Origin of the sequence: Pseudomonas citronellolis, from assembly GCF_001586155.1 — a bacterium.
Classification (GTDB): domain Bacteria; phylum Pseudomonadota; class Gammaproteobacteria; order Pseudomonadales; family Pseudomonadaceae; genus Pseudomonas; species Pseudomonas citronellolis.
Map to the genome: position 1 here is coordinate 4,341,080 of NZ_CP014158.1, position 24,498 is coordinate 4,365,577.

Sequence of the window (24,498 nt, forward strand, 5' to 3'; positions counted from 1 at the left end):
GTGACCATGATCATCCAGGAGCGTGGCAACCCCGCAGCGGACGATCCCCGCCTGAGCCACGACGACCCCCTGCTCGACGGCCTGCTGATCCTCTGCCGCCTGCACGGCTGTTCGGTCAGCCGCACCAGCCTGAGCGCCGGCCTGCCGTTGCCGCAGCAACGCCTGAACGCCGAGCTGCTGCCCCGCGCCGCGGCCCGCGCCGGCCTGCAGGGGCGCCTGCTGCGCCGCGAGCTGAAGGCCATACCGGCGCTGAACCTGCCGGTCCTTCTGCTGCTCGAAGGCGGGCGCAGCGCGGTGCTGCGCCAGTGGGGCGCGGACGGCCAGGCGCTGATCCTGCCCTGCGAGACCGAGGGCGGCGAGCAGTGGGTGGGCACCGAGGAGCTGGCCGCGCAGTACAGCGGCCTGGCCCTGTTCGCCCGCCCGCGCCACGAGCTGGAGGCGGCGCGCCAGCCGCTGGTGCCGCGGGTCGAGGCCTGGTTCCGCGACACCCTCAAGCTGTCGCGCTGGCTCTACACCGACGCCCTGGTGGCGAGCCTGCTGATCAACCTGCTGAGCATGCTGGTGCCGCTGTTCGTCATGCAGACCTACGACCGCGTGGTGCCCAACCAGGCCATCTCCACCCTCTGGGTGCTGGCCAGCGGGTTGCTGCTGGGCACCCTCTTCGAGCTGCTGCTGCGGGTGCTGCGCTCGCACCTGCTGGACATGGCCGGGAAGAAGACCGACGTGGTGCTCTCGGCCACCCTGTTCGAGCGCATCACCGGCATGGCCATGAAGTTCCGCCCGGCCACGGTCGGCGGTTTCGCCCAGAGCATCCACGACTTCCAGGGCCTGCGTGAATTCCTCACGGCGCTGACCCTCACCAGCCTCATCGACCTGCCCTTCTCGCTGCTGATGATCGTGGTCATCGGCCTGCTCGGCGGCGCTCTGGTGGCGGTGCCGCTGCTGGCCTTCCCGCTGACCATCGGCTTCGCCTACCTGATCCAGGTGCGCCTGCGCGACACCGTGCAGAAGAGCCTGACCCTCGGCGCCGAGCGCCAGGCCCTGCTGATCGAGACCCTCGGCGGCCTGGAAACGCTCAAGGCGTGCGGCGCCGAGAGCGAGCGTCAGTACCGCTGGGAAGCCACCCACGGCGCCCTCACCCGCCTGGACAACCACGCCCGCTTCCTCGCCACCCTGGCCACCAACGGCACCCTGTTCGTCCAGCAGTTCGCCGGCATGGCCCTGATCATCTGCGGCGTCTACGCCATCCTCGACGGCCAGCTCAGCGTCGGCGCCCTGGTCGCCTGCTACATGCTCAACAGCCGGGTGCTGGCGCCGCTGGGGCAGATCGCCGGGCTGATCACCCGCCACCAGCAGGCGCGCCTGACCATGAAGAGCACCGACGCGCTCATGGCCCTGCCCCAGGAGCGCCAGGCCAGCCAGCGCCCGCTGGAGCGCACCCAGCTGCACGGCGCGCTGGAGATGCGCCAGGTGGAATTCCGCTACCCCGAGCAGAACGCCGCGGCGCTGAGCCAGATCGGCCTGCGCCTGGCCCCCGGCGAGAAGGTCGGGCTGATCGGCCGCAGCGGCTCGGGCAAGAGCACCCTGGCGCGCCTGCTGCTGGGCTTCTACCAGCCGGACGAGGGGCAGATCCTGCTCGACGGCCTGGACCTGCGGCAGATCGACGTGGCCGACCTGCGCCAGCAGGTAGGCTACGTGGCCCACGACCTGCCGCTGCTGGCCGGCAGCCTGCGCGACAACCTGACCCTGGGCGCGCGCTACGTCGGCGACGCGCGCATGCTGGAAGTGGCCGAGCTGACCGGCGTCAGCGAACTGGCCCGGCAGCACCCGGCCGGCTTCGACCGCCCGGTGGGCGAGCGCGGCCAGCTGCTTTCCGGCGGCCAGCGCCAGGCCGTGCTGATGGCCCGCGCGCTGCTGCTGGACCCGCCGATCCTGGTGCTCGACGAGCCCACCAGCGCCATGGACAACAGCAGCGAGGAAGCCCTGCGCCGGCGCCTGCAGGCGTGCTGCGCGGGCAAGACGCTGCTGCTGGTCACCCACCGCACCTCAATGCTCGCCCTGGTCGACCGGCTGATCGTCCTCGACGCCGGGCGCATCGTCGCCGACGGGCCGAAGGAAGCGGTGATCGAAGCATTGCGCAAGGGCCACGTCGGCCCGGCAGCGGGGTGAAGCCATGAGCAGCATGCAACCGACGCCGGGCTACCTCGGCGGCCGCAGCGACACCGAGTTCATGCCCGAGGTCCAGGGCACGGTGCTGGAAGACTCTCCGCTGGCCGCGCGCATCACCCTCTGGGCGGTGCTCGCGCTGCTGGTCTGCGCGCTGGCCTGGGCACACTACGCGCACCTGGAGGAAGTCACCAAGGGCGAAGGCAAGGCCATCCCCTCCAGCAAGGTGCAGACCATCCAGAACCTGGAGGGCGGCATCGTCTCGGAAATCTTCGTCCACGAAGGCCAGGTGGTGGACAAGGGCCAGACCCTGCTGCGCCTGGACGACACCCGCTTCGCCTCCAACAAGGGCGAGACCGAGGCCGACCGCAACGCCCTGGAGGCCAGGGTGGAACGCCTGAGCGCCGAGGCCGAGGGCCGCGAGCCGGCCTTCTCCGACGCCCTGAAGCAGACCGCGCCGCAGGTGGTCGACGACCAGTTGCAGCTCTACCACAGCCGCCAGGCGCGCCAGGCCAGCGAGGTAAGCATCCTCCAGGAACAGCTGCGGCAGAAGACCCAGGAACTGCAGGAATTCCGCGCCAAGGCCCAACAGTACCGTTCCAGCCTGGGCCTGGTGCAGCAGGAGCTGAACATGTCCACGCCGCTGGTCAAGAGCGGCGCCATCTCCCCGGTGGAACTGCTGCGCCTGCGCCGCAGCGTGGTGGAGATCAACGGCGAACTGAACGCCACCACCCTGGCCATCCCCCGCGCCGAGGCGGCCATGCAGGAGATCGCGCGGAAGATCGACGAGTCGCGCCAGGGCTTCCGCACCGACGCCCTGAAGGACCTCAACGAGGCCCGCACCGAGCTGAACAAACTCACCGCCACCAGCCGCGCCATCGACGACAAGGTCAGCCGCACCACCGTGGTGTCGCCGGTGCGCGGCATCGTCAAGCAGCTGAAGGTCAACACCATCGGCGGCGTGGTGCAGCCGGGCAGCGACATGGTGGAAATCGTCCCGCTGGAGGACAACCTGCTGGTGGAAGCGAAGATCCGCCCGCAGGACGTCGCCTTCCTCCACCCCGGCCAGCCGGCCACGGTGAAGTTCAGCGCCTACGACTACACCATCTACGGCGGCCTGAAGGCCAAGCTGGAGATGATCAGCGCGGACACCATCACCGACGACAAGGGCAACGCCTTCTATCTGATCCAGGTGCGCACCGACAAGAACCACCTGGGGCCGGACAACAAGCCGCTGCTGATCATTCCGGGGATGGTGGCGACGGTGGATATCATCACTGGCGAGAAGAGTGTGCTGGATTATCTGCTCAAGCCGGTGCTGAAGGCGCGGTGGGAGGCGTTGCGGGAGCGGTGAGGGGTGTTGTGGGGGCGAGCTTGCTTGCGAATGGGGTTTGCCGGGGGCTGTGGTGTTGGGGGGAAGAGCGCCCTCTCCCCAGCCCTCTCCCTGAAGGGAGAGGGGGCTGTCCTGAGTAGGCGGAAAATCTGGAGTCATCCTGAAACTCCTCACTCCCCCTCGTCATTCCCGCGAACGCGGGAACCCAGCTGCCTTGGCTTGGGTGTTTCTGCGCCGCTCCGAGTCTGCCCGACCGTCTTGTTTCGCCCCCTCGGGCGAGTCCCTTTTGTCAAACGCCACAAAAGGAACCAAAAAGGCTTGCCCCGACATACGGGCCCGACAGAGTCGGGCTACCCTCACGAATTCCCCCGCCACGGAGGCCCGCCCCGAGGGTACGTCCCTGTAGCCCGCGGGGCTCTCGCGACATCCATGTCGCATGACCTCCTGAGCGCCGGTTTCGCTCGGCCTTCTGAAGGGGCGTTCGGAGTGCGCGGAGGTTTCTCTGGAAGTCCCAAAAGCCAGAGCAGAGCTGCTTTGCTCTTCGTAGGAGCGAGCTTGCTCGCGAACCCAACCACCCGTCACTGGGTTCCCGCGTTCGCGCACTACTGTCCGGAATATTTTCGAGGGGGCGTCTGGAGGGCTTGCGGGGGCTGAAGGCACGGGTTAAACCGTTGAGCGCCAACTCAACCTCACAGCCCCCGCAAGATGTTCAGGATAAGCCGTTTTCACGATGTACTAAAAGCGCTGCCTCGCGGCGTCTTCGATCGACTGGTCGCCGAACACGGCGCCGACAAGCACAGCAAGCGCTTTGGCAGCTGGGATCACCTGGTCGCCATGGTGTATGCCCAACTGGCCGGCGTGAGCAGCCTGCGGGCGCTTGAAACCAGCTTCAACAGCCATCCCCATCAGCACTATCACCTGGGGACGGGCCCGATCCGGCGTTCCACCCTGGCCGATGCCAACGAACGCCGTAATACCGAGGTCTTCGCCCAGGTTGCGCACTACCTGATGGCGGGCGTCTGCCGGCAGTTACGCCGTGACGGGAAGGAACTGCTGTACCTGCTGGACTCCACCACGATCACCCTCAAGGGCCCTGGCTTCGACGAATGGACGCTGTCCAATCGAACCCGCTCCCAGGGGCTGAAAGTCCATGTGCTGTATGCCGAGCAGGCGGCAGCACCGGTGCATTGCAGCTTCAGCGCAGCCAACGTCAACGACATCGACGAAGGCCGGACGCTGGGTATCGAGCCACAGGCCACCTACGTATTCGACAAGGGCTATTACGACTTCAACTGGTGGGCGAGCCTGGATGCCCAGAAGGCCCGCTTCGTCACACGATTCAAGTCCAATGTGCGGCTCAAGGTCCTGGCCCAGCGCGAGGTTCCCCAGCAAGACCGGGAAACGATCCTGCGAGACGAAGAGGTGAGCTTCTCCAACCGCAACCCAGGTGGCCGACGGCGTAATCACTACACCCAGCCCCTGCGGCGGATCCTGGTGAACCGCCCAGGCGATGAGCCGCCTCTGAGCCTGGCGACCAACGACCTGAGCAGCCCGGCGGCAGAAATCGCCGAGCGCTATCGGGATCGCTGGCGGATCGAGCTGTTTTTCAAATGGATCAAGCAACACCTGAAGGTCAGGCGTTTCCTGGGCCGTAGCGAGAATGCCGTGCGCATCCAGATTCTCTGTGCGCTGATCAGCTACTTGCTGCTGAACCTTTACCAACGCAGGACGGGAACGCGGCAAAGCCTGTGGATGCTGATGGTGGAGGTACAGGCAACGCTGTTTCAGCGCCCAGGCCTGGAGGCCGAACGTTACCGACGACGGCAGGAGCGAATACGCGAGATCAACCTGCGTCAGGGGCAGCTGTTAATAGCATGAGGCGTGCCGGACAGCAGTGCGCGTTCGCGGGAATGACGAGGGTGGAGGATGGTGCCTGACTCCAACCCCGCTCAGGACAGCCCCCTCTCCCGCTTGCGGGAGAGGGTTGGGGAGAGGGCGCTCTTGAACCCAACACCCTCCGCTAGATGTTGTACTCCACCGGCGGCGCCGGCAGCTCCGCCAGCAGCTCATGCAACCCCGCCGACCACTGCTTGCGGATGCTCGCGTAGTACGCATCCTCCTCCGTCACCCGGTAGCCCGCCGGGACGATCAGGCTGTCGCGGTGGTACACCAGCAGGTCCAGCGGCATGCCCACCGATAGGTTGCTTCGAATCGTCGAATCGAAGGACACCAGCGCGCAACGCAGGCCCTCGGCCAGGCTGGTGGTGAACTCCAGGTTGCGGTCGAGGATCGGCTTGCCGTACTTGCTCTCGCCCAGTTGCAGGAAGGGCGTGTCTTCGGTGGCCTGGATGAAGTTGCCCTGGGGGTAGATGCTGTACAGCTCCGGCGGGCCGCCGGCGATCTGCCCGCCGACCAGGAAGGAACAGGTCAGGTCGGTGTTGCCGGCCAGGGGCGCGGCGTCGCGGGCCACCACCTCGCGCACGGTAGCGGCCACCAGCGCGGTGGCTTCGTAGAGCGTCGGCACGCTGTGCAGGTTCACCTGGCCGGCGTCGCCCAGGCGCTGCTTCAGCAGGTTCACCACCGACTGCGAGGTGGCCAGGTTGCCGGCGCTCTGCAGCACGATCAGGCGCTCGCCGGGCACGCCGAAGGTGAACAGCTTGCGGAAGGTGGCGATGTGGTCGATGCCGGCGTTGGTCCGCGAGTCCGAGGCGAACACCAGGCCCTCGTCCAGGCACATGGCTACGCAATAGGTCATGGGATGGCCTTCTTCAGGGGTTGCCCGGCAATACTAGACCACCACGGGTTTCCATCCCGTGGCAGCCTCCCCGCCGGCCTCACTGCTGGCTGCGCAGCAGCGGCGCCACCACCACCCGCGCGTGCATCTGCTCGCCCAGGCCGCTGCCGCGGCGCATGCCGCGCACCGGGCAGGCGTCCAGGTAGTCCAGGCCCACCGCCAGCTTCAGGTGGCGCTCCGGGCGCGCCAGTTCGTTGGTCACGTCGAAGCTGTACCAGGCGTCGTCCAGCCAGGCCTCGGCCCAGGCGTGGCTGGCCAGGTCCTGGTCGCTGCCGCGGTACAGGTAGCCGGAGACGAAGCGCGCCGGAATGCCCAGGCTGCGCGCGCAGGCGAGGAAGGCATGGGTGTGGTCCTGGCAGACCCCGGCGCCGCCGGCGAAGGCTTCGGCCGCGGTGCTTTCGACGCCGGTGGCGCCCGGCTGGAACGGCATCTGCCCGTGCAGGGCATGCATCAGCCTGATCAGCGCGCTGCGGTCGCGGGCCTCGCCGCACTGCGCCAGGGCGAAGGCGCGCAGCGCGTCGTCCGGGGTGGTCAGGCGGGTGAAGCGCAGGAACGGCAGCGGCGACTGGTCGTCGTGCTCGGCCTCGCGGCTCTCGTCGATCTCCACCAGGCCGCGGGCGCGGATCACCACGGCCTCGTGGGGTTCGTCGATGCTCAGCACGTGCAGCACGTTGCCGTAGGGGTCGCGCTGGGCGCGAGCTGGGCGCGGCAGCGTGAGCTCCCAGCTGAGCACGTGCTGGCGCTCGCTTTCCTGGGGCGTCAGGCGCAGGTACTGGATGCTGGCGCGCACCGGGTCGTCGTAGCGGTAGGTGGTGTCGTGGCTGATGGCGAGTTTCATACGGCCTCCAGATAGGAACTGTGGATTGCCCGGGCCAGTTGGCGGATCAGCAAAATGAAGTCGGTGAGCCAGGCGTGCAGGCCGTCACCGAGGATTTCGTCGATCGCCGTGTAGCGCAAGCGCGCGGCCAATTCGGCGGCCAGGCGCTGCGCCGGGCGGCCGTTGTCGCCGGGCAAGGTGGATAGGATGCCGTCCAGTTCCTCCACGCAGGCTTGCAGGGAACGGGGCACCTCGGCACGCAAGAGCAGCAGTTCGGACACCTGGCGAGCATCGGGCGAGCCACGGTAGATCTCGTTGTAGGCTTCGAAGGAGGACAGCGCGCGCAGCAGCGCGCTCCACTGGTAGTAGCCGCGCGCCGAGGTGTCGCTGACCTCCTCGGCCTCCTCGCCGAGCAGTTCGTAGCGGGCGTCGAGCAGGCGCAGGGTGTTGTCGGCGCGTTCGATGAAGGTGCCCAGGCGGATGAAGCTGGAGGCCTCGCCGCGCATGATGGTGCCGTAGGTGGCGCCGCGGAACAGGTACGAGCGCTCCTTGACCCATTCGCAGAAGCGGCTGATGCCATAGCGGCCCAGGCCCTGCTGGGCGATGCTGCGCATCTCCAGCCAGGTGGCGTTGATGTTCTCCCAGATGTCCGCGGTGATCCGCCCGCGCACCGCGTGGGCGTTGCCGCGGGCGGCCTGCAGGCAGCGGTAGATGCTCGCCGGGTTGTCGGCGTCGAGGGCGAAGAAATGCAGCATGCGCTCGGGCTGCATCTTCCCGTGGCGCTCCAGGTAGTCGTCCATGGTGCCGGTGATCAACAGCGGCATGGCCAGTTCGTCGGCGCCGCCGCCGCGGTCGTCCGCCGGCATCAGCGACAGCGAATAGCTCACGTCGAGCATGCGCGCAAGGTTCTCCGCGCGCTCCAGGTAGCGGGACATCCAGTACAGGTCGGCTGCGGTACGGCTCAGCATCTCAGTCCTCCACCACCCAGGTGTCCTTGGTACCGCCACCCTGTGACGAATTGACCACCAGCGAGCCTTCGCGCAGCGCCACGCGGGTCAGCCCGCCGGGCACCAGGCGCGTCTCGCGGCCGGACAGCACGAACGGCCGCAGGTCGATGTGCCGCGGCGCGATGCCGCTGTCGACGTAGGTCGGGCAGGTCGACAGGCACAGCGTCGGCTGGGCGATGTAGGCGTGCGGGCGGGCCTTGATGCGCTCGCGGAAGGCCTCGATCTCCTGGCTGCTGGCCGCAGGACCGACGAGCATGCCGTAGCCACCGGAACCCTGGGTTTCCTTGACCACCAACTGCGGCAGGTGCGCCAGCACGTGGGACAGGTCGGCTGGCTTGCGGCACTGCCAGGTGGGCACGTTCTTCAGAATGGGCTCCTCGGACAGGTAGAAACGCACCATGTCGCCGACGTAGGGGTAGATCGACTTGTCGTCGGCCACCCCGGTGCCGATGGCGTTGGCCAGCACCACGTTGCCGGCGCGGTAGGCCGCCAGCAGGCCGGGCACGCCGAGCATCGACTCGGGGTTGAAGGCCAGCGGGTCGAGGAAGGCGTCGTCCAGGCGCCGGTAGATCACGTCCACCGGGCGCGGGCCGGCGGTGGTGCGCATGTACACGCGCTCGTCGCGGACGAACAGGTCGGCGCCTTCCACCAGTTCCACGCCCATTTCGCGGGCGAGGAAGGCGTGCTCGAAGTAGGCGCTGTTGAAGCGCCCGGGGGTCAGCACCACCACGCTGGGGTTGTCCAGCGGGCTGGAGCTGCGCAGGGTCTCCAGCAGCAGGTTCGGGTAGTGGTCGATGGGCGCGATGCGCTGCGCGGCGAACAGCTCGGGGAACAGCCGCATCATCATCTTGCGGTCTTCGAGCATGTAGCTCACGCCGCTGGGGGTGCGCAGGTTGTCCTCCAGCACGTAGTAGCTGCCGTCGGCGTCGCGCACCAGGTCGACGCCGGCGATGTGGGCATAGAGGTCGCGGTGCAGGTCCAGGCCCTGCATGGCGATCTGGTAGCCCTCGTTGGTCAGCACCTGTTCCGCCGGGACCACCCCGGCCTTGATGATGCGCTGCCCGTGGTAGAGGTCGGCGAGGAACATGTTCAGCGCGCGCACCCGCTGGATGCAGCCGCGCTCCACCACGCGCCATTCGCTCATGGGAATGCTGCGCGGGATGGTGTCGAAGGGGATCAGGCGCTCGGTGCCCTGCTCGTCGCCATAGAGGGTGAAGGTGATGCCGGCGCGGTGGAACAGCAGGTCGGCCTCGCGCCGGCGCTGCTCCAGGGTTTCCGGCGGCGCCGCCGCCAGCCAGCGGGCGAATTCGCGGTAGTGCGCCCGGCACTGGCCATTCGCGTCATACATCTCGTCGTAGAAAGTGCGGGACATGCCGAACTCCTTGTCGCCACCAGTAGCCTTGCCATCGCAAGCCCCGTGCCATCGAAACAAAGCCTTGGGTTTCAATGGCTTGCAAAACACGCCCGGCACTGGCGCGCCACTTTGGTGCAAGCGGCGCGGGCAGCGGGCCGGCGCCGCCCCTTTTGGCGCCAACCGCTTCAGTCTAGGCCAGTGGCGGCGACCGGCGCGCTTGCGCCTATGCTTATGCGTGGATGGCGAGCCTGCGCTTGTAGCCCCCGGCGGGCGCGACTAGGCTGCCAGAGATGTCGTTTCGCCATGACACATGCTGTCCGCCCAGGTGCCCCACCCGCGGTGCGCTACGACCGCAGAGGCTCCGAACCCCCAACAGGAGTCCGACCATGCCTTCCCCGAAACTCGCCCCCCTGGCCTTCGCCGGCGCCTGCGCCCTGGCCAGCGCCGCCCCGCAGGCCGCCCAGCTCGGCGCGCCCGAGGGCGCCCTCGACATCATCGCCTGGCCCGGCTACATCGAGCGCGGCGAGAGCGACAAGAACTACGACTGGGTGACGCCCTTCGAGAAGGAGACCAGCTGCAAGGTCAACGTGAAGACCGCCGCCACCTCCGACGAGATGGTCAGCCTGATGGCCAAGGGCGGCTACGACCTGGTCACCGCCTCGGGCGATGCCTCGCTGCGCCTGGTGTACGGCAAGCGCGTGCAGCCGATCGACGTCAGCCTGATCCCCAACTGGAAGAACGTCGACCCGCGCCTGCAGGACGCGCCCTGGCACACCGTGGACGGCAAGCACTACGGCACGCCCTACCAATGGGGCCCGAACGTGCTGATGTACAACACCAAGGTCTTCCCCAAGGCGCCGGAAAGCTGGAGCGTGGTGTTCAAGGAGCAGCAACTGCCCGACGGCAAGAGCAACAAGGGCCGCGTGCAGGCCTACGACGGGCCCATCTACATCGCCGACGCCGCGCTCTACCTGAAGAGCACCGAGCCGTCCCTGGGCATCCAGGACCCGTACCAGCTCACCGAGGCGCAGTACGCCGCGGTGCTCAAGCTGCTGCGCGCCCAGCACGCGCTGATCCACCGCTACTGGCACGACGCGACCGTGCAGATGAGCGACTTCAAGAACGAAGGCGTGGCCGCCTCCGGCTCCTGGCCCTACCAGGTCAACGCCCTGCAGGGCGAGAAGCAGCCGATCGCCTCGACCATCCCCGCCGAGGGCGTGACCGGCTGGGCCGACACCACCATGCTGCACGTCGACGCCAAGCACCCGAACTGCGCCTACAAGTGGCTGAACTGGTCGCTGGAGCCCAAGGTGCAGGGCGACGTCGCCGCCTGGTTCGGTTCGGTGCCGGCGGCGCCGGCCGGCTGCAAGGGCAGCCAGCTGCTCGGCGCCGAGGGCTGCGCCACCAACGGCTACGACCAGTTCGAGCGCATCGCCTTCTGGAAGACGCCGCAGGCGGAGGGCGGGAAGTACGTGCCCTATAGCCGCTGGACGCAGGATTACATCGCGATCATGGGTGGCAGATAGCGCTTTAGATTTTCGTAGGAGCGAGCTTGCTCGCGAACGGGGTTTGCCGGTGGCTTCGGTGCTTTGGGTTAACTCCGCTCCCTCTCCCCAGCCCTCTCCCTGAAGAGAGAGGGGGCTAGTCCGTGCCGAGAAGTAATGGCTCAGCCGGCAACTCGGCACAAGCCGGCTAACACCAGAACATCAACGTCTGCCCAACGGTCCCCTCTCCCTTCAGGGAGAGGGTTAGGGAGAGGGAACGCCCTCCCCGCCACGGTCAAACATCCAGGAGCGTAGGGCGAATAACCGTTCGCGGTTATCCGCCGCCTGACCTCGATCGCCGGCCCACTCGGGTTCGACCTCGGGCACAACGGCATACAACCGCAAACGGTCGTACGCCCCACGTCGGCCCCTCCCCCATGCACTACCCTGTTAAAGCACACCAGCCACGCGGGTAGCGCCATGACCACAGCCGTCCAGTTCACCGAGGTGAGCCGCCACTACGGCGAGGTGAAAGCCGTCGACCGGGTGTCCATCGAAATCCGCGATGGCGAGTTCTTCTCCATGCTCGGCCCCTCCGGCTCGGGCAAGACCACCTGCCTGCGCCTGATCGCCGGGTTCGAGCAGCCCTCCTCCGGCTCCATCCGCATCCACGGCCAGGAAGCCGCCGGGCTGCCGCCCTACGAGCGCGACGTGAACACGGTGTTCCAGGACTACGCGCTATTCCCGCACATGAACGTGCTGGACAACGTCGCCTATGGCCTCAAGGTCAAGGGCGTGGCCAAGGCCGAGCGCCTCAAGCGCGCCGAAGAGGCGTTGGACATGGTCGCCCTCGCCACCTACGGCAGCCGCAAGCCGGCGCAGCTTTCCGGCGGCCAGCGCCAGCGCGTGGCCCTGGCCCGTGCCCTGGTCAACCGCCCGCGGGTGCTGCTGCTGGACGAACCGCTCGGCGCGCTGGACCTGAAGCTGCGCGAGCAGATGCAGGTGGAACTGAAGAAACTGCAACGCCAGCTGGGCATCACCTTCATCTTCGTCACCCACGACCAGGGCGAGGCGCTGTCCATGTCCGACCGCGTGGCAGTGTTCAACAAGGGCCGCATCGAACAGGTGGACACCCCGCGCAACCTCTACATGAAGCCGGCCACGCCCTTCGTCGCCGAGTTCGTCGGCACCGCCAACGTGCTGCGCGGCGACCTCGCCCGGCGCCTGCTCGGCGCGGCCGGTGCCTGGTCGCTGCGCCCGGAGCACGTGCGCTTCGGCCAGCCGCGCGAGGGTGAGCTGCAGGTCGCCGGCACCCTGGTGGACGTGCAGTACCTGGGCGCCGCCAGCCGCTACGAGATCGCCCTGGACGCCGGCGGCCGGCTGGTGGCCGCGCTGCCCAACGGCGAGCGCGAGGAGCAGCGCCCGCAGCCCGGCGAGGCGGTCAGCGCCTGCTGGGCGCGCAGCGCGCTGGTGCCGCTGCGCGAGGAACCGCTGCCATGATGCGCGCCGTCTCCAGCTTCCTCTACCGGCGCAGCAACCTGTACCTGCTGATGCTGCTGATCCCGCCGCTGCTGTGGTTCGGGGTGATCTACATCGGTGCGCTGTTCGCCCTGCTCTGGCAGAGCTTCTACACCTTCGACGATTTCACCATGGCGGTGACGCCGCAGCTGACCCTGGCCAACTACGCGGCGCTGTTCAACCCGGCCAACTACGACATCGTCCTGCGCACCCTGGGCATGGCCGTGGCGGTGTCCCTGGCCAGCGCCGTGCTGGCCTTCCCCATCGCCTACTACATGGCGCGCTTCGCCGGGCCCAAGGAAAAGGCCTTCTTCTATATCGCGGTGATGCTGCCGATGTGGGCCAGCTACATCGTCAAGGCCTACGCCTGGACGGTGATCCTGGCCAAGGGCGGCATCCTCTACTGGATCATCGAGAAGCTGCACCTGCTGGGCCTGCTCGACCTGCTGCTGGACGTGCCCGGGGTGGGCGGCAACACCCTGTCCACCTCGCACCTGGGGCGCTTCTGGGTGTTCACCTACATCTGGCTGCCGTTCATGATCCTGCCGATCCAGGCCGCCCTGGAGCGCCTGCCGCCATCGCTGCTGCAGGCCAGCGCCGACCTGGGCGCGCGGCCGCGGCAGACCTTCGCCCAGGTCATCCTGCCGCTGGCCTTCCCCGGCGTGGTGGCCGGCTCCATCTTCACCTTCAGCCTGACCCTGGGCGACTTCATCATCCCGCAGCTGGTGGGCCCCAGCGGGCTGTTCATCGGCACCATGGTCTATGTGCAGCAGGGCTCCATCGGCAACATGCCGCTGGCCGCGGCCTTCACCCTGGTGCCCATCGTGCTGATCGCCGTCTACCTGTCCATCGCCAAGCGGCTGGGGGCCTTCGATGCACTCTGAGCGAGCTTCCTGGGCCTTGCGCCTGGCCGCCTGGGGCGGGCTGGTGTTCCTGCACTTCCCGATCCTGGTGATCCTGCTCTACGCCTTCAACACCGAGGAGTCGGCCTACAGCTTCCCGCTGCAGGGCTTCACCCTGCGCTGGTTCGCCGAGGTGGCCCAGCGCGGCGACGTGCTCGACGCCATCTGGCTGTCGGTGAAGATCGCCTGCGTCGCCACCCTGGTGGCCATGGTCCTCGGCACCCTGGCCGCCGGCGCGCTGTACCGCCGCGACTTCTTCGGCAAGGAGGGCATCTCGCTGATGCTCATCCTGCCCATCGCCCTGCCCGGCATCATCACCGGCATCGCGCTGCTCTCGGCGTTCAAGACCCTCGGCATCGAACCGGGCTTCCTGACCATCGTCATCGGCCACGCCACCTTCTGCGTGGTGATCGTCTACAACAACGTGATCGCGCGCTTCCGCCGCACCTCGTTCAGCCTCATCGAGGCCTCCATGGACCTGGGCGCCGACGGCTGGCAGACCTTCCGCTACATCGTCCTGCCGAACATCGCCACCGCCCTGCTGGCCGGCGGCATGCTGGCCTTCGCGCTGTCCTTCGACGAGATCATCGTCACCACCTTCACCGCCGGCCACGAGCGCACCCTGCCGCTGTGGCTGTTGAACCAGCTCACCCGCCCGCGCGACGTGCCCATCACCAACGTGGTGGCCATGCTGGTGATGCTGGCGACCATGCTGCCGATCCTCGGCGCCTACTACCTGACCCGCGGCACCAGCGACGTGGCCGGCGGCGGCAAGTGAACCGGCGGCCCGCCGCGGCGGGCATCCAGCCACCGAAGCAGAGGAGCCCCGCAATGCAAAGCAAACTCCTGATCAACGGCCAGTTCGTCGCCGGCGAAGGCGAGAAACTGGACATCCTCAACCCCTCCACCGGCGAGGTGCTGGGCCAGATAGCCGAGGCCAGCGAGGCCCAGGTGGACGCCGCCGTGCGCGCCGCCGACGCCGCCTTCGACGGCTGGTCGCAGACCACCCCGAAGGACCGCGCGCAGCTCCTGCTGCGCCTGGCCGATAAAATCGAGGAACACGCCGCGGAGCTGGCGCGCCTGGAATCGCAGAACTGCGGCAAACCCTACGCCGCCGCGCTGAACGACGAAATCCCGGCCATCGCCGACGTGTTCCGCTTCTTCGCCGGGGCCTGCCGCTGCCTGCCCGGCTCGGCGGCCGGCGAGTACCTGCCCGGCTTCACCTCGATGATCCGCCGCGACCCGGTGGGGGTGATCGCCTCCATCGCGCCCTGGAACTACCCGCTGATGATGGCCGCCTGGAAGCTCGGCCCGGCCCTGGCCGCCGGCAACTGCGTGGTGCTCAAGCCCTCGGAGCAGACGCCCCTGACCGCCCTGCGCCTGGCCGAGTTCATCGCCGAGCTGTTCCCCGCCGGGGTGGTCAACCTGGTGTTCGGCCGCGGCCCCACGGTGGGCAGCCCGCTGGTCAGCCATGCGCTGGTGCGCATGGTCTCGCTGACCGGCTCGGTGGGCACCGGCAAGAGCATCATCCGCAGCGCCGCCGACAGCGTGAAGCGCCTGCACATGGAACTGGGCGGCAAGGCCCCGGTGATCGTCTTCGACGACGCCGACCTGGCCGACGTGGTCGAGGGCATCCGCACCTTCGGCTTCTACAACGCCGGCCAGGACTGCACCGCGGCCTGCCGCATCTACGCCGGCAAGAAGATCTACGACAACTTCGTCGCCGACCTGGCCAACGCCGTGTCCAGCCTGAAGACCGGCCTGCAGGACGACCCGGCCACCGAACTGGGCCCGCTGATCACCGCCAGCCAGCGCGAGCGCGTCTCCGGCTTCGTCGAACGGGCCAAGGCCAGCCCGCACATCCGCATCGCCACCGGCGGCGCGGCGGTGGCCGGCAACGGCTTCTTCTACCAGCCGACGGTGGTGGCCAACGCCCAGCAGGACGACGAGATAGTGCGTAACGAAGTGTTCGGCCCGGTGGTCTCGGTCACGCCGTTCAGCGACGTCGAGCAGGCCATCCGCTGGGCCAACGACTCCGAGTACGGCCTGGCCAGCTCGGTGTGGACCCGCGACGTCGGCCGCGCCAGCCGGGTGGCGGCGCGCCTGCAGTACGGCTGCACCTGGGTCAACACCCACTTCATGCTGTGCAGCGAAATGCCCCACGGCGGCTTCAAGCAGTCCGGCTACGGCAAGGACCTGTCGCTGTACGGCCTGGAGGACTACACGGTGGCGCGGCACGTGATGATCAAGCATTGAGGCTGGCCGGGCGCGAAGAGCCCCTCTCCCCAACCCTCTCCCTGAAGGGAGAGGGGGCTGTCCTGAGCGGATGGGAAGTTTGGAGTCATCCTGAAACTCCTTACTATCCTCGTCATTCCCGCGAACGCGGGACACGGCTCCATCGCGAACAGCGCTTGCGCTGGCCCGAAGGGGAATAAGCCAGTGACGGATGGTTGGGTTCGCGAGCAAGCTCGCTCCTACGAAGAGCGCATCGGCGCAGCCGTCAGGGCAGGATGTGGGGCCAACCTGTAGCGGATCTCATCCGCGAATCGCGCCGATACCTCCGGCTAACCACCTGTAGGAGCGGGCCCTGCCCGCGATTCGCGCGCAACGCGCGCGCCCACGAAGCGCATCGGCCTCAGAGATCGATCACCAACCGCGCCGTCCGGGCGCGCGATACGCACAGCATCAGGCTCTGCTGCGCGGCCTTTTCCGCGTCGCTCAGGTACTGGTCGAAGTGCTCCGCCTCGCCTTCGAGGATCGCCGTCTCGCAGGTGCCGCAGACGCCCTCGCGGCACAGGCATTCGACCTTGGCCGCCTTCACGTTCTCGATGGCCTGGAGGATGGTCATGCCCTCCTCCACCCGCAGTTCGCGGCCGGAACGGGCCAGCACCACGGTGAAGGCGGCGCCTTCGGCCGGGGCGGCGGCGAACTGTTCCCAATGCACGCGCCCGTCCGCGATGCCGGCTGCCTTGGCGCCTTCGATCACCGCGTCGATCAGCGGCTTGGGCCCGCACACGTACACATGGGCATCCCCGGCCAGGCCGGCGAACAGCGCCGCCAGGTCGAGCCTGCGCCCCAGGCTGTCGATGTAGAAGCGTACGTGCCCGGCGTGCGGGCCCTGCTCCAGCTCGGCCTGGAACGCGCCGTGCTCCGGGCTGCGGAACGCGTAGTGCAGCTCGTAGGGCGTAGCGCCGCCTTCCAGGTCGTGCAGCTGGGCCAGGAACGGGGTGATGCCGATGCCGCCGGCGATCAGCACGTGGCGCCCGGCGCCGGGGTCCAGGGCGAACAGGTTGTTCGGCGTAGAGATGGTCAGCCGGGTACCCACTTCCACCTGGCCGTGCATGAAGGCCGAGCCGCCCCTGGACTGCTCTTCCAGGCGCACGCCGATCTGGTAGTGGCTGAGGTCGCGCGGGTCGCTCATCAGCGAGTAGGCGTTGCTGAAACTACCCGCCGGGTCCTGCACGATCACATGGCTGCCGCCGCTGAACGCCGGCAGTGGCTGGCCGTCCTCGCGCACCAGGGTGAAGCGCTTGATCAGCGGCGTCGCCTGTTCCACCGCGCTGACGCGGACGCTGAACATCTCGTATTTGTTGGCCATCATTCACCTCGACTGCATCGGCGAGCGGCAGGCCCTGCCGCTCGCCGCGACCTATCCCCGCTCAAACGGCGAGGCACAGGTACTTGATTTCCAGATAGTCCTCGATGCCGTACTTGGAGCCCTCGCGGCCCAGGCCGGACTGCTTCACCCCGCCGAACGGCGCCACCTCGTTGGAGATCAGCTGGGTGGCGCTAGCCAGCGCGATCACCTCGGCGGCGGCGCTGGCCATCAGTCTTCCAGGTGGGCGACGGCGATCAGGTTGTGGAAGTGGGCGATGCCGTGCTCGCTGATGCCGCTGCGCTGCTTGTCCACCATGATCCGACCCTGGCCGCGGTAGCCGCGGGACTTCAGGCCCTTCTGCACGCTTTCCACCAGGCGCAGGTCCTCGGGGCGGAACACGTCGCGGTACCACTCCACCAGCACCTTCTGCTCCTCGGTCAGCTCCTTGTTGAGGAAGTAGATGTCGTAGTGCTGCAGGGTGGTCTCGGCGTCCACCGGGAACTCGTAGATCACGGTCATGAAGTTGGCGCCCGGCGGCACGTTGAACATGGTGCACGGCCAGGCCCAGAAGCCGGCGAAGGACGGGTCCTTGACCGACTCGTCGACCTTGAACGACTGCTCCGAGGACTTGGCGATGCCGTACTGCAGCGACCAGTTGCCGTGCAGGGTGTGGCCGTACTGGCCGACGTCCACCGAGTCGGCGAAGCTGGGGTGCGCCGGGCCGCAGTGGTAGCACTCCAGGTAGTTGTCGACGATGGACTTCCAGTTGGCCGGGGTGGTGGTGACGAAGCGCGCCGCCAGCTGCAGGTCGTCGATCACCGCGCAGGCCTGGCGCATGCGCGCCTGCAGGCCCGGCAGCTGGTCTTCGACGCTGCCGGCGTCGTTGTCCATGTTGATGAAGATGAAGCCGGCGTATTCCTCCACGCGCAGCGGCACCAGGCCGTAGTCGCCCTTGTCGAAGCCCTGCACGGCGTCGCAGTTGCGCACGTGGGTCAGCTCGCCGTCGAGCTTGAAGGTCCAGGCGTGGTACGGGCAGGCGATGACGTTCTTGGCCTTGCCGCTGCCTTCCAGCAGCTGGTGGCCGCGGTGCGGGCAGACGTTGTAGAAGGCGCGCAGCACGCCGTCGCGGCCACGCACCACGATGATGCTTTCGCCGATCACTTCGCGGGTGATGTAGGCGTTGTTCTCCGCCACCTCGCTGCGGTGCGCCACGCAGATCCAGCTGCGGGCGAAGATGGCTTCCTTCTCGTGCTCGTACACCGCCTTGCTGGTGTAGAAGTGCGCGGGGATGGTGAAGGCCTCTTCATGGTTGGCGCAGAAATCGGCGGGCAGGCGCTGGAAGTCATTCATCGGTTGGTCTCCGGTTTCAGGCACGGGCGTCGCCGTGCTTTTTACTTATTGGTTAACGGATATCTGTTGGTTAACAAGTCGGGCAAAAAAATTTGCCGCGGAGTGCCCGCCTCCGCTCGGGAGGCGGGCCGTACCCTTACTGCGCGGGCGCCCCGGCGGCCACCGGCTGCGGCTCGGCGTGGGGCTCCTCGCCGGCCAGGCGGGCGGCCTCCTCCTCGATCAGGTGCGCCGGCATCGAGCCGTAGTCCTGCACCATCCACTTGAGGAAGCCGTAGATCTTCACCAGCAGGATCGCCATGAACGGGATGGCGGTGAGCACCACCGCGGTCTTCATGGTCGACAGCGAGGCCTTGGCGAAGAGCATGGCCAGCGGCACCAGGGTCAGGGTCACGCACCAGAACAGCCGGTGGGTCGGCGTCGGGTCGTCGCCTTCCTGCAGGTTGCGGGTGCTGGTGGCGGCCACCGCGTAGGCCGCGGCGTCCATGTGCGAGGCGCAGAACACCGCCATGATGAACAGGTACACGGCGAGGAACGCCTTGCCCATCGGCAGGGCCGCCAGCAGCGCTTCCACCGCGCTCTCGCCGCCGTGCTCGCTGAGGATCTTCGGCACGTCGACGGCGCCGCTGATGAACTGGTGCATGCTGTAGCTTTCCAGCGCGCCGAAGAAGAACCAGCAACCGAAGCTGCCGCCCATCAACAGGGCGAACACCACTTCCCTGATCTGCCGGCCGCGCGACACGCGGGTCACGAACATGGCCACGCCGGGCGCGTAGGACACCCACCAGAGCCAGTAGAACACCGTCCAGTTGCGGGTGAAGGCGCCGTCCCCGGCGGGGTCGGTGAACAGGCTCATGTGCACGTAGTTCTGGATCATCAGGCCGACGGCGTTGGCCGTGTTGTTGATGGTGAACTGCGTCGGGCCGACCAGCAGCACCACCGCGGCGAACACCAGGGCGCCGTAGCAGACCATCTTGCTCAGGTGCTGCAGGCCGCCGTCGATGCCGATGTAGGAACTGAGCGAGAAGAGCACGGCGATCACGCCGATGACCATCAGTTGCACCATGAAGGTGTCGGGCGTGCCGACCAGGCCGGAGAGGCCGCGGGTGAGCGTCGAGGCGGTCAGCGCCAGGGACACGGTGAGCGCGCCCATCATGGTCAGCAGGAAGATCAGGTCCACCGCGCGGCCCACCGGGCCGGTGGCCTTGAAGCCGGTGACGGCCTCGACGATGGAAGCCAGGTTCAGGCCGCTCTTCTTGCGCACGTGGAAGTGGTAGGCCATGGCCAGCGAGGCCAGGGCGTAGATCGACCAGGCGCTGATGCCCCAGTGGAAGAACGAGTAGCTGACGCTGTATTCCAGCGCCTGGGCCGACTCGGGGACCATGTTCAGGCCGGGGGTCTGGTAGTAGTAGGCCCACTCCATCACGCCCCAGTACAGGGTCGAGGAACCCATGCCGGCGCAGATGAACATGAACACCCAGGTGGCGGTGGAGTATTCCGGCTTGCCGCTCCCCAGGCGGATGTGGCCGTACTTGCTGAAGGCCAGGTACAGCACCACCAGGGAGCTGGAGAACACCAGCAACTGCACGCTGGTACCGAAGGTGCGGGTGGAGAGTTCGAACAGGGTGTTGGCCAGCTGCCCGGACTGTTCCGGGAACGCGGCCAGGCCGACCACGGTGAGCAGCACGGCGACGAGGCTTACGGTAATCAGGAACACATCAATCTTTTTGTTCTTGTGCGACATCAATCGACTCCTGGAGCTATGGAAGTCTCCCCGCCCGCGGGTAGGCAAATCCCGTCTGTGGGTGGGAAGGATTGTTTCGTTCGGCTGTGCTTGCGCTTCCTTCTGTAAACCTTAAGTTAACCAAAATCCAATGGTTAACATTGTGCCCGCAACGCTTTCTCCCTGCAAGCCTGAAGCGCAGGTCTCATGGGGCCTTCCGGATCATTGGCGGCCCGCTGCGCCTTCCCGTTGCGCAGCGGGCCGGGGGAACTCAGCCGGCGACGCGCGCGGCGATGGCCTCGCCCACTTCCTGGGTGGAGCGCTGGCCGCCCATGTCGCGGGTCACCTCGCCTTCGGCGATGACCTGCTCGATGGCCGCGAGGATGTCGTCATGGGCGGCGCGGTAGCGCGCATCGCCCTGGCCGAGGAAGTCCAGCATCAGCGCGCCGGACCAGATCATGGCGATGGGGTTGGCGATGTTCTTGCCGTAGATGTCCGGCGCCGAGCCATGCACCGGCTCGAACAGCGAGGGGAACTTGCGCTCGGGGTTGAGGTTGGCCGAGGGTGCGATGCCGATGGTGCCGGCGCAGGCCGGGCCGAGGTCGGAGAGGATGTCGCCGAACAGGTTGGAGGCCACCACCACGTCGAAGCGCTCGGGCTGCAGCACGAAGCGCGCGCAGAGTATGTCGATGTGCTGCTTGTCCCAGGTGATCTGCGGGTAGTTCGCGGCCATGGCCTCGGTGCGCTCGTCCCAGTAGGGCATGCTCACGGCCATGCCGTTGGACTTGGTGGCCGAGGTCAGGCGCTTGCGCTCGCGGCTCTGGGCCAGGTCGAAGGCGTACTTGAGGATGCGGTCGACGCCGCGGCGGGTGAATACCGATTCCTGCAGCACGAACTCGTTCTCGGTACCCTCGAACATGCGCCCGCCCAGGGAGGAGTACTCGCCCTCGGTGTTCTCGCGGATCACCACGAAGTCGATGTCGCCGGGCTGTTTGTTGGCCAGCGGGCACGGCACGCCGGGGAACAGGCGCACCGGGCGGATGTTCACGTACTGGTCGAACTCGCGGCGGAACTTCAGCAGCGAGCCCCACAGGGAGATGTGGTCGGGCACCTTGTCCGGCCAGCCGACCGCGCCGAAGTACAGGGCATCGAAGCCCTGCAGCTGCTGGAACCAGTCGTCGGGCATCATCTTGCCGTGCTGCAGGTAGTAGTCGCAGCTGGCCCACTCGAAGTGCTCGAACTCCAGCGCCAGGCCGTGTTTGGCGGCCGCCGCCTGGACGACGCGCAGGCCTTCGGGGAGGACTTCGTTGCCGATGCCGTCGCCGGCGATGGCGGCGATGCGATAGGTCTTGCTCATGCTGGACACACTCTTGTGGCTGTAGGGCTTGTCGTGCCGACCATGCTATAAGCGCCATTCGAAAACATAATCCTGCTTTCCATGGATTCTTAAGACACGAATCGTGAACAATCTGCCGAACCTGGAAGACCTCGCCGTCTTCGTCCAGGTCGCCAAGCGCGCGAGCTTCGCCGCCGCCGCCAGCGAGCTGGGCATGTCCACCGCCTTCATCAGCAAGCGCATCCGCCTGCTGGAGCAGAACCTCGGCGTGCGCCTGCTGCACCGCACCACCCGGCGGGTGTCGGTGAGCGAGGACGGCGAACGGGTGTACCACTGGGCGCTGCGCATCCTCGATTCGGTGCAGCGCATGGGCGACGAGGTCTCGGCGCTGCACCGCGAACCCAGCGGCCAGCTGCGCATCGCCAGCAGCCTGGGCCTGGGCCGGCGCTTCGTCGCCCCGGCGCTGTCGGAGCTGGCGGCGCGCTACCCGCAGCTGGACATCCGCCTGGACGTCCACGACCGCCTGGTGGACCTGGTGGCCGAGGGCGTGGACCTGGACATCCGCGTGGGCAACGAGATCGCCGCCAACCTCATCGCCAAGCCCCTGGCAAAGAACCGCCGGGTGCTCTGCGCGGCGCCGGCCTACCTGGAACGCCGCGGCACGCCGCGCAGCCTGGCCGAGCTGACCAGCCACGACTGCCTGGTGATCAAGGAGCGTGACCACCCCTTCGGCGTCTGGCACCTGGAGGGGCCCAGCGGCGAGGAGAACGTGAAGGTCACCGGGCCGCTGTCGTCCAACCACGGCGAGGTGGTGCACCAGTGGTGCCTGGACGGCCGCGGCATCCTCCTGCGCTCCTGGTGGGACGTGCACGACAGCCTGGCCGACGGCCGCCTGGTGCAGGTGCTGCCGGAATACCAGCAACAGGCGGACATCTGGGCGGTGCACGCCGCGCCCCTGTCCAGCTCGGCCAGGGTGCGGGTGGCGGTGGAGTTCTTCCGGCAGTATTTCGCCGAGCGCTATACGCTGCCGGAGAGTTGAACGGGGAAGGCTGAAGGCTGAAGGCTGAAGGCTTTTCGTAGGAGCGAGCTTGCTCGCGAACGGTGTTCACCGCTGGCAGTTGCGGTGATGGGTATCGCTTCGCTCAACACCATCCTACGGGTCTTGTGCTTACCGGAGGGGGTAGGAGCGGGCTCCGTCCGCGATTGTGTTCACCGTCGGCGGTGGTGTTTCGGGTTGACTCCTTACCCTCACCCCAACCCTCTCCCAGAGGGAGAGGGGGCCGTTCGGCGCGGCCGGGTTGATCGGTTTCAGCCTGATACCGCAACGCAGTAGAACTTTCAGAATGAAGCCTGACTTCCACTCCACTCAGGACAGCCCCCTCTCCCTTCAGGGCGGGGCGCGCAGCCGAGGGTTGGGGAGAGGGCGCGTAGTCACACCCCGCACCGAAACACCCGGCATACACCACACCACCCCAGCCCTCAAACCTCCGGCAACGCCCAATCGATCGGCGTCTTGCCATTCTGCTCGAGGAACTTGTTGGTCCGGCTGAAATGCCCGTTGCCGAGGAAGCCACGGTAAGCCGACAACGGCGACGGATGGGCGGACTTGAGGATCAGGTGCTTGCGCGGGTCGATCAGCTTCTGCTTGCTCTGCGCGTGGGAGCCCCAGAGCAGGAAGACCACGCCGTCGCAGCGCTCGTTGACCACCTCGATCACCCGGTCGGTGAACTGCTGCCAGCCGGCCTGGGCGTGGGAGCCGGCGCGGGCCTGCTCCACCGTCAGCGAGGTGTTGAGCAGCAGCACGCCCTGCTCCGCCCAGTGCTGCAGGTAGCCGTGGCTGGGAATGGGGACGTTGAGGTCGCGCTGCAGCTCCTTGTAGATGTTCTGCAGCGACGGCGGCGCCGGCACCCCCGGCTGCACCGAGAAGCACAGGCCGTGGGCCTGGCCGGGACCGTGGTAGGGGTCCTGGCCGATGATCACCACCTTCACCTTGTCCAGCGGCGTGGAGTTGAGGGCGTTGAAGATCAGCGGGCCCGGCGGGTAGATCACCTTGCCGGCGGCCTTCTCCCTGCGCAGGAATTCGCCCAGCTCGCGCATGTACGGCTTGTCGAACTCCTCGCGCAGGGCACTCTTCCAGCTCTCTTCCAGTTTGATACGATCGTCGGTCTCGGTCATGGGACACCTGATGGAACATGGCCGCCGCACCCTAAGAAAAGCTCCCGCCCCTTGTCAATGCGGCAAAGTCCATGGATCCCTCGGAAAGCTCTCCTGCCATCCCCCCTGCCGACGCCGTGCGCTTCGCGCTGTACAACCGTTTCCTCAAGGGCGAGGCCAAGGTGCCGCAGATGCCCGAGTCGCACCTGCGCGTGCGCCGCCTGCTGGGCGATGCGCGCACTTCGCTGGAGCAACTGGCGCGGGTGATCAACGCCGACCCGCCGCTGGCCGCCTACCTCATGCAGTTCGCCGAAAGCCCGCTGCTGCGCGGCGCCCGCCCCTGCGCCTCGCTGCGCGACGTTTTGGCGCGCCTGGGCACGCGGCGCCTGGGCAACCTGGTGCTGGGCTTCTCCCTGCGCAACCTCTACATCGGCAAGGAACGCATCCTCCAGCAGATGTTCCGCGCGCGCTGGAACGCTGCCCGCGAGCGCGCCGCCTACAGCGCCCTGCTCGCCCAGCACAGCCAGGTGGCCGAGGCCGACGATGCCATCCTCGCCGGCCTGCTGCAGGACGTCGGCAGCCTGCCGCTGCTGGCCGAGCTGGAGCGCTGGCCGCAGTACCCGCGCGATGCCGAGTCGCTGCAGCGCCTGTGCGAGCAACTGTCCGGCGACATCGGCGTGGTCATCATGACCGTCTGGAAGCTGCCCACCCTGACCATCGAATGCGCCCGCCAGCGCAGCCGCTGGGAGCGCGAGCACGACGGCCCGGCCGACCTCGCCGACCTGGTGCAGGTGGCCGAGCAACTGCGCAATCCGGCCTTGGCCGGCGATGCCCTGGCCGAGCTGCCGGCCTTCCGCCGCCTGGCGCAGGGCTGCCCGGCGCTGCAACAGCCCATCCCGCAGCTGCGCGCGCAATTGAACGAAGAAGTGAAGCTCTGGCAGCGCCTGCTCGCCGGCCGCTGAGCC

19 protein-coding genes and 1 pseudogene are annotated in these 24,498 nt (G+C 67.6%); 10 read left to right on the forward strand and 10 right to left on the reverse strand.

Features of this window, described 5'->3' with window-relative positions:
• Positions 1-6 precede the first annotated feature (6 nt).
• The 3 genes from PcP3B5_RS18835 (at position 7) to PcP3B5_RS18845 (ending at position 5,377) form a co-directional block, all read left to right on the forward strand.
• Positions 7-2,169, forward strand: a complete 2,163-nt coding sequence (locus tag PcP3B5_RS18835; protein ID WP_043318226.1) for a type I secretion system permease/ATPase — start codon at positions 7-9, stop codon at positions 2,167-2,169.
• A 4-nt stretch (positions 2,170-2,173) separates the two neighbouring features.
• Positions 2,174-3,520 (forward strand): HlyD family type I secretion periplasmic adaptor subunit, encoded by a 1,347-nt coding sequence (locus tag PcP3B5_RS18840; protein WP_061562109.1) that lies wholly within the window; start codon positions 2,174-2,176, stop codon positions 3,518-3,520.
• Positions 3,521-4,204: 684 nt separating this feature from the next.
• Positions 4,205-5,377, forward strand: coding sequence for an IS4 family transposase (locus PcP3B5_RS18845; protein WP_061560270.1), 1,173 nt, complete (start codon positions 4,205-4,207; stop codon positions 5,375-5,377).
• 142 nt (positions 5,378-5,519) lie between these two features.
• Here PcP3B5_RS18845 and PcP3B5_RS18850 read toward each other — a convergent pair whose 3' ends face one another.
• The 4 genes from PcP3B5_RS18850 to PcP3B5_RS18865 form a co-directional block, all read right to left on the reverse strand.
• Positions 5,520-6,254 carry a proteasome-type protease gene (locus PcP3B5_RS18850; protein ID WP_043272105.1) on the reverse strand — a complete coding sequence of 245 codons (735 nt, stop codon included), beginning with the start codon at positions 6,252-6,254 and terminating at the stop codon, positions 5,520-5,522.
• A gap of 79 nt (positions 6,255-6,333) precedes the next feature.
• The gene (locus PcP3B5_RS18855; protein ID WP_061562110.1) at positions 6,334-7,131 is read right to left on the reverse strand and encodes a transglutaminase family protein; all 798 of its coding nucleotides are present in this window, start codon (positions 7,129-7,131) and stop codon (positions 6,334-6,336) included.
• Positions 7,128-8,078: an alpha-E domain-containing protein gene (locus PcP3B5_RS18860; protein WP_009618784.1), complete on the reverse strand. Its 951-nt coding sequence runs from the start codon at positions 8,076-8,078 to the stop codon at positions 7,128-7,130. Before PcP3B5_RS18860 ends, PcP3B5_RS18855 begins: the two co-directional genes overlap by 4 nt.
• Position 8,079: 1 nt before the next feature.
• Positions 8,080-9,489: a circularly permuted type 2 ATP-grasp protein gene (locus PcP3B5_RS18865; RefSeq protein ID WP_043318215.1), complete on the reverse strand. Its 1,410-nt coding sequence runs from the start codon at positions 9,487-9,489 to the stop codon at positions 8,080-8,082.
• A 368-nt stretch (positions 9,490-9,857) separates the two neighbouring features.
• On the opposite strand from PcP3B5_RS18865, the gene ydcS reads away from it, so the two are divergent.
• From ydcS to PcP3B5_RS18890, 5 genes are all read left to right on the forward strand, one after another.
• On the forward strand, positions 9,858-10,997 hold the full coding sequence (gene ydcS, locus PcP3B5_RS18870; RefSeq protein WP_061562111.1) for a putative ABC transporter substrate-binding protein YdcS: 1,140 nt from the start codon (positions 9,858-9,860) through the stop codon (positions 10,995-10,997).
• Positions 10,998-11,435: 438 nt separating this feature from the next.
• Positions 11,436-12,455, forward strand: a complete 1,020-nt coding sequence (locus PcP3B5_RS18875) for an ABC transporter ATP-binding protein (protein ID WP_009618779.1) — start codon at positions 11,436-11,438, stop codon at positions 12,453-12,455.
• Positions 12,452-13,357 carry an ABC transporter permease gene (locus PcP3B5_RS18880; RefSeq protein ID WP_082816356.1) on the forward strand — a complete coding sequence of 302 codons (906 nt, stop codon included), beginning with the start codon at positions 12,452-12,454 and terminating at the stop codon, positions 13,355-13,357. The genes PcP3B5_RS18875 and PcP3B5_RS18880 overlap by 4 nt, the downstream gene beginning before the upstream one ends.
• On the forward strand, positions 13,347-14,153 hold the full coding sequence (locus PcP3B5_RS18885) for an ABC transporter permease (protein WP_009618775.1): 807 nt from the start codon (positions 13,347-13,349) through the stop codon (positions 14,151-14,153). The genes PcP3B5_RS18880 and PcP3B5_RS18885 overlap by 11 nt, the downstream gene beginning before the upstream one ends.
• Before the next feature lie 53 nt (positions 14,154-14,206).
• Positions 14,207-15,631, forward strand: a complete 1,425-nt coding sequence (locus PcP3B5_RS18890; RefSeq protein ID WP_061562112.1) for a gamma-aminobutyraldehyde dehydrogenase — start codon at positions 14,207-14,209, stop codon at positions 15,629-15,631.
• A gap of 379 nt (positions 15,632-16,010) precedes the next feature.
• On the opposite strand, the gene PcP3B5_RS18895 is transcribed toward PcP3B5_RS18890, so the two are convergent.
• The 5 genes and pseudogenes from PcP3B5_RS18895 to PcP3B5_RS18910 form a co-directional block, all read right to left on the reverse strand.
• Positions 16,011-16,973 (reverse strand): PDR/VanB family oxidoreductase, encoded by a 963-nt coding sequence (locus PcP3B5_RS18895; RefSeq protein ID WP_061562113.1) that lies wholly within the window; start codon positions 16,971-16,973, stop codon positions 16,011-16,013.
• A gap of 61 nt (positions 16,974-17,034) precedes the next feature.
• A pseudogene (locus PcP3B5_RS30850) lies at positions 17,035-17,160 on the reverse strand (aldehyde dehydrogenase family protein); the annotation flags it as partial.
• Between the two features lie 41 nt (positions 17,161-17,201).
• Positions 17,202-18,323: an aromatic ring-hydroxylating oxygenase subunit alpha gene (locus PcP3B5_RS18900; RefSeq protein ID WP_061562114.1), complete on the reverse strand. Its 1,122-nt coding sequence runs from the start codon at positions 18,321-18,323 to the stop codon at positions 17,202-17,204.
• Positions 18,324-18,459: 136 nt separating this feature from the next.
• The gene (locus tag PcP3B5_RS18905; RefSeq protein ID WP_061562115.1) at positions 18,460-20,064 is read right to left on the reverse strand and encodes a BCCT family transporter; all 1,605 of its coding nucleotides are present in this window, start codon (positions 20,062-20,064) and stop codon (positions 18,460-18,462) included.
• A gap of 250 nt (positions 20,065-20,314) precedes the next feature.
• Complete coding sequence (locus PcP3B5_RS18910; RefSeq protein ID WP_058490192.1) at positions 20,315-21,400, reverse strand: tartrate dehydrogenase; 1,086 nt, start codon at positions 21,398-21,400, stop codon at positions 20,315-20,317.
• Positions 21,401-21,503: 103 nt separating this feature from the next.
• Here PcP3B5_RS18910 and PcP3B5_RS18915 point away from each other — a divergent pair, with 103 nt between their 5' ends.
• Positions 21,504-22,418 (forward strand): LysR substrate-binding domain-containing protein, encoded by a 915-nt coding sequence (locus PcP3B5_RS18915; protein ID WP_061562116.1) that lies wholly within the window; start codon positions 21,504-21,506, stop codon positions 22,416-22,418.
• Between the two features lie 440 nt (positions 22,419-22,858).
• Here PcP3B5_RS18915 and ung read toward each other — a convergent pair whose 3' ends face one another.
• Entirely contained in the window at positions 22,859-23,554 is a 696-nt protein-coding gene (ung, locus tag PcP3B5_RS18920) for a uracil-DNA glycosylase (protein WP_058070269.1), read from the reverse strand.
• A gap of 71 nt (positions 23,555-23,625) precedes the next feature.
• Between ung and PcP3B5_RS18925 the strand changes: the two genes are divergently transcribed.
• Complete coding sequence (locus PcP3B5_RS18925; RefSeq protein ID WP_081884682.1) at positions 23,626-24,495, forward strand: HDOD domain-containing protein; 870 nt, start codon at positions 23,626-23,628, stop codon at positions 24,493-24,495.
• Positions 24,496-24,498: the final 3 nt, after the last annotated feature.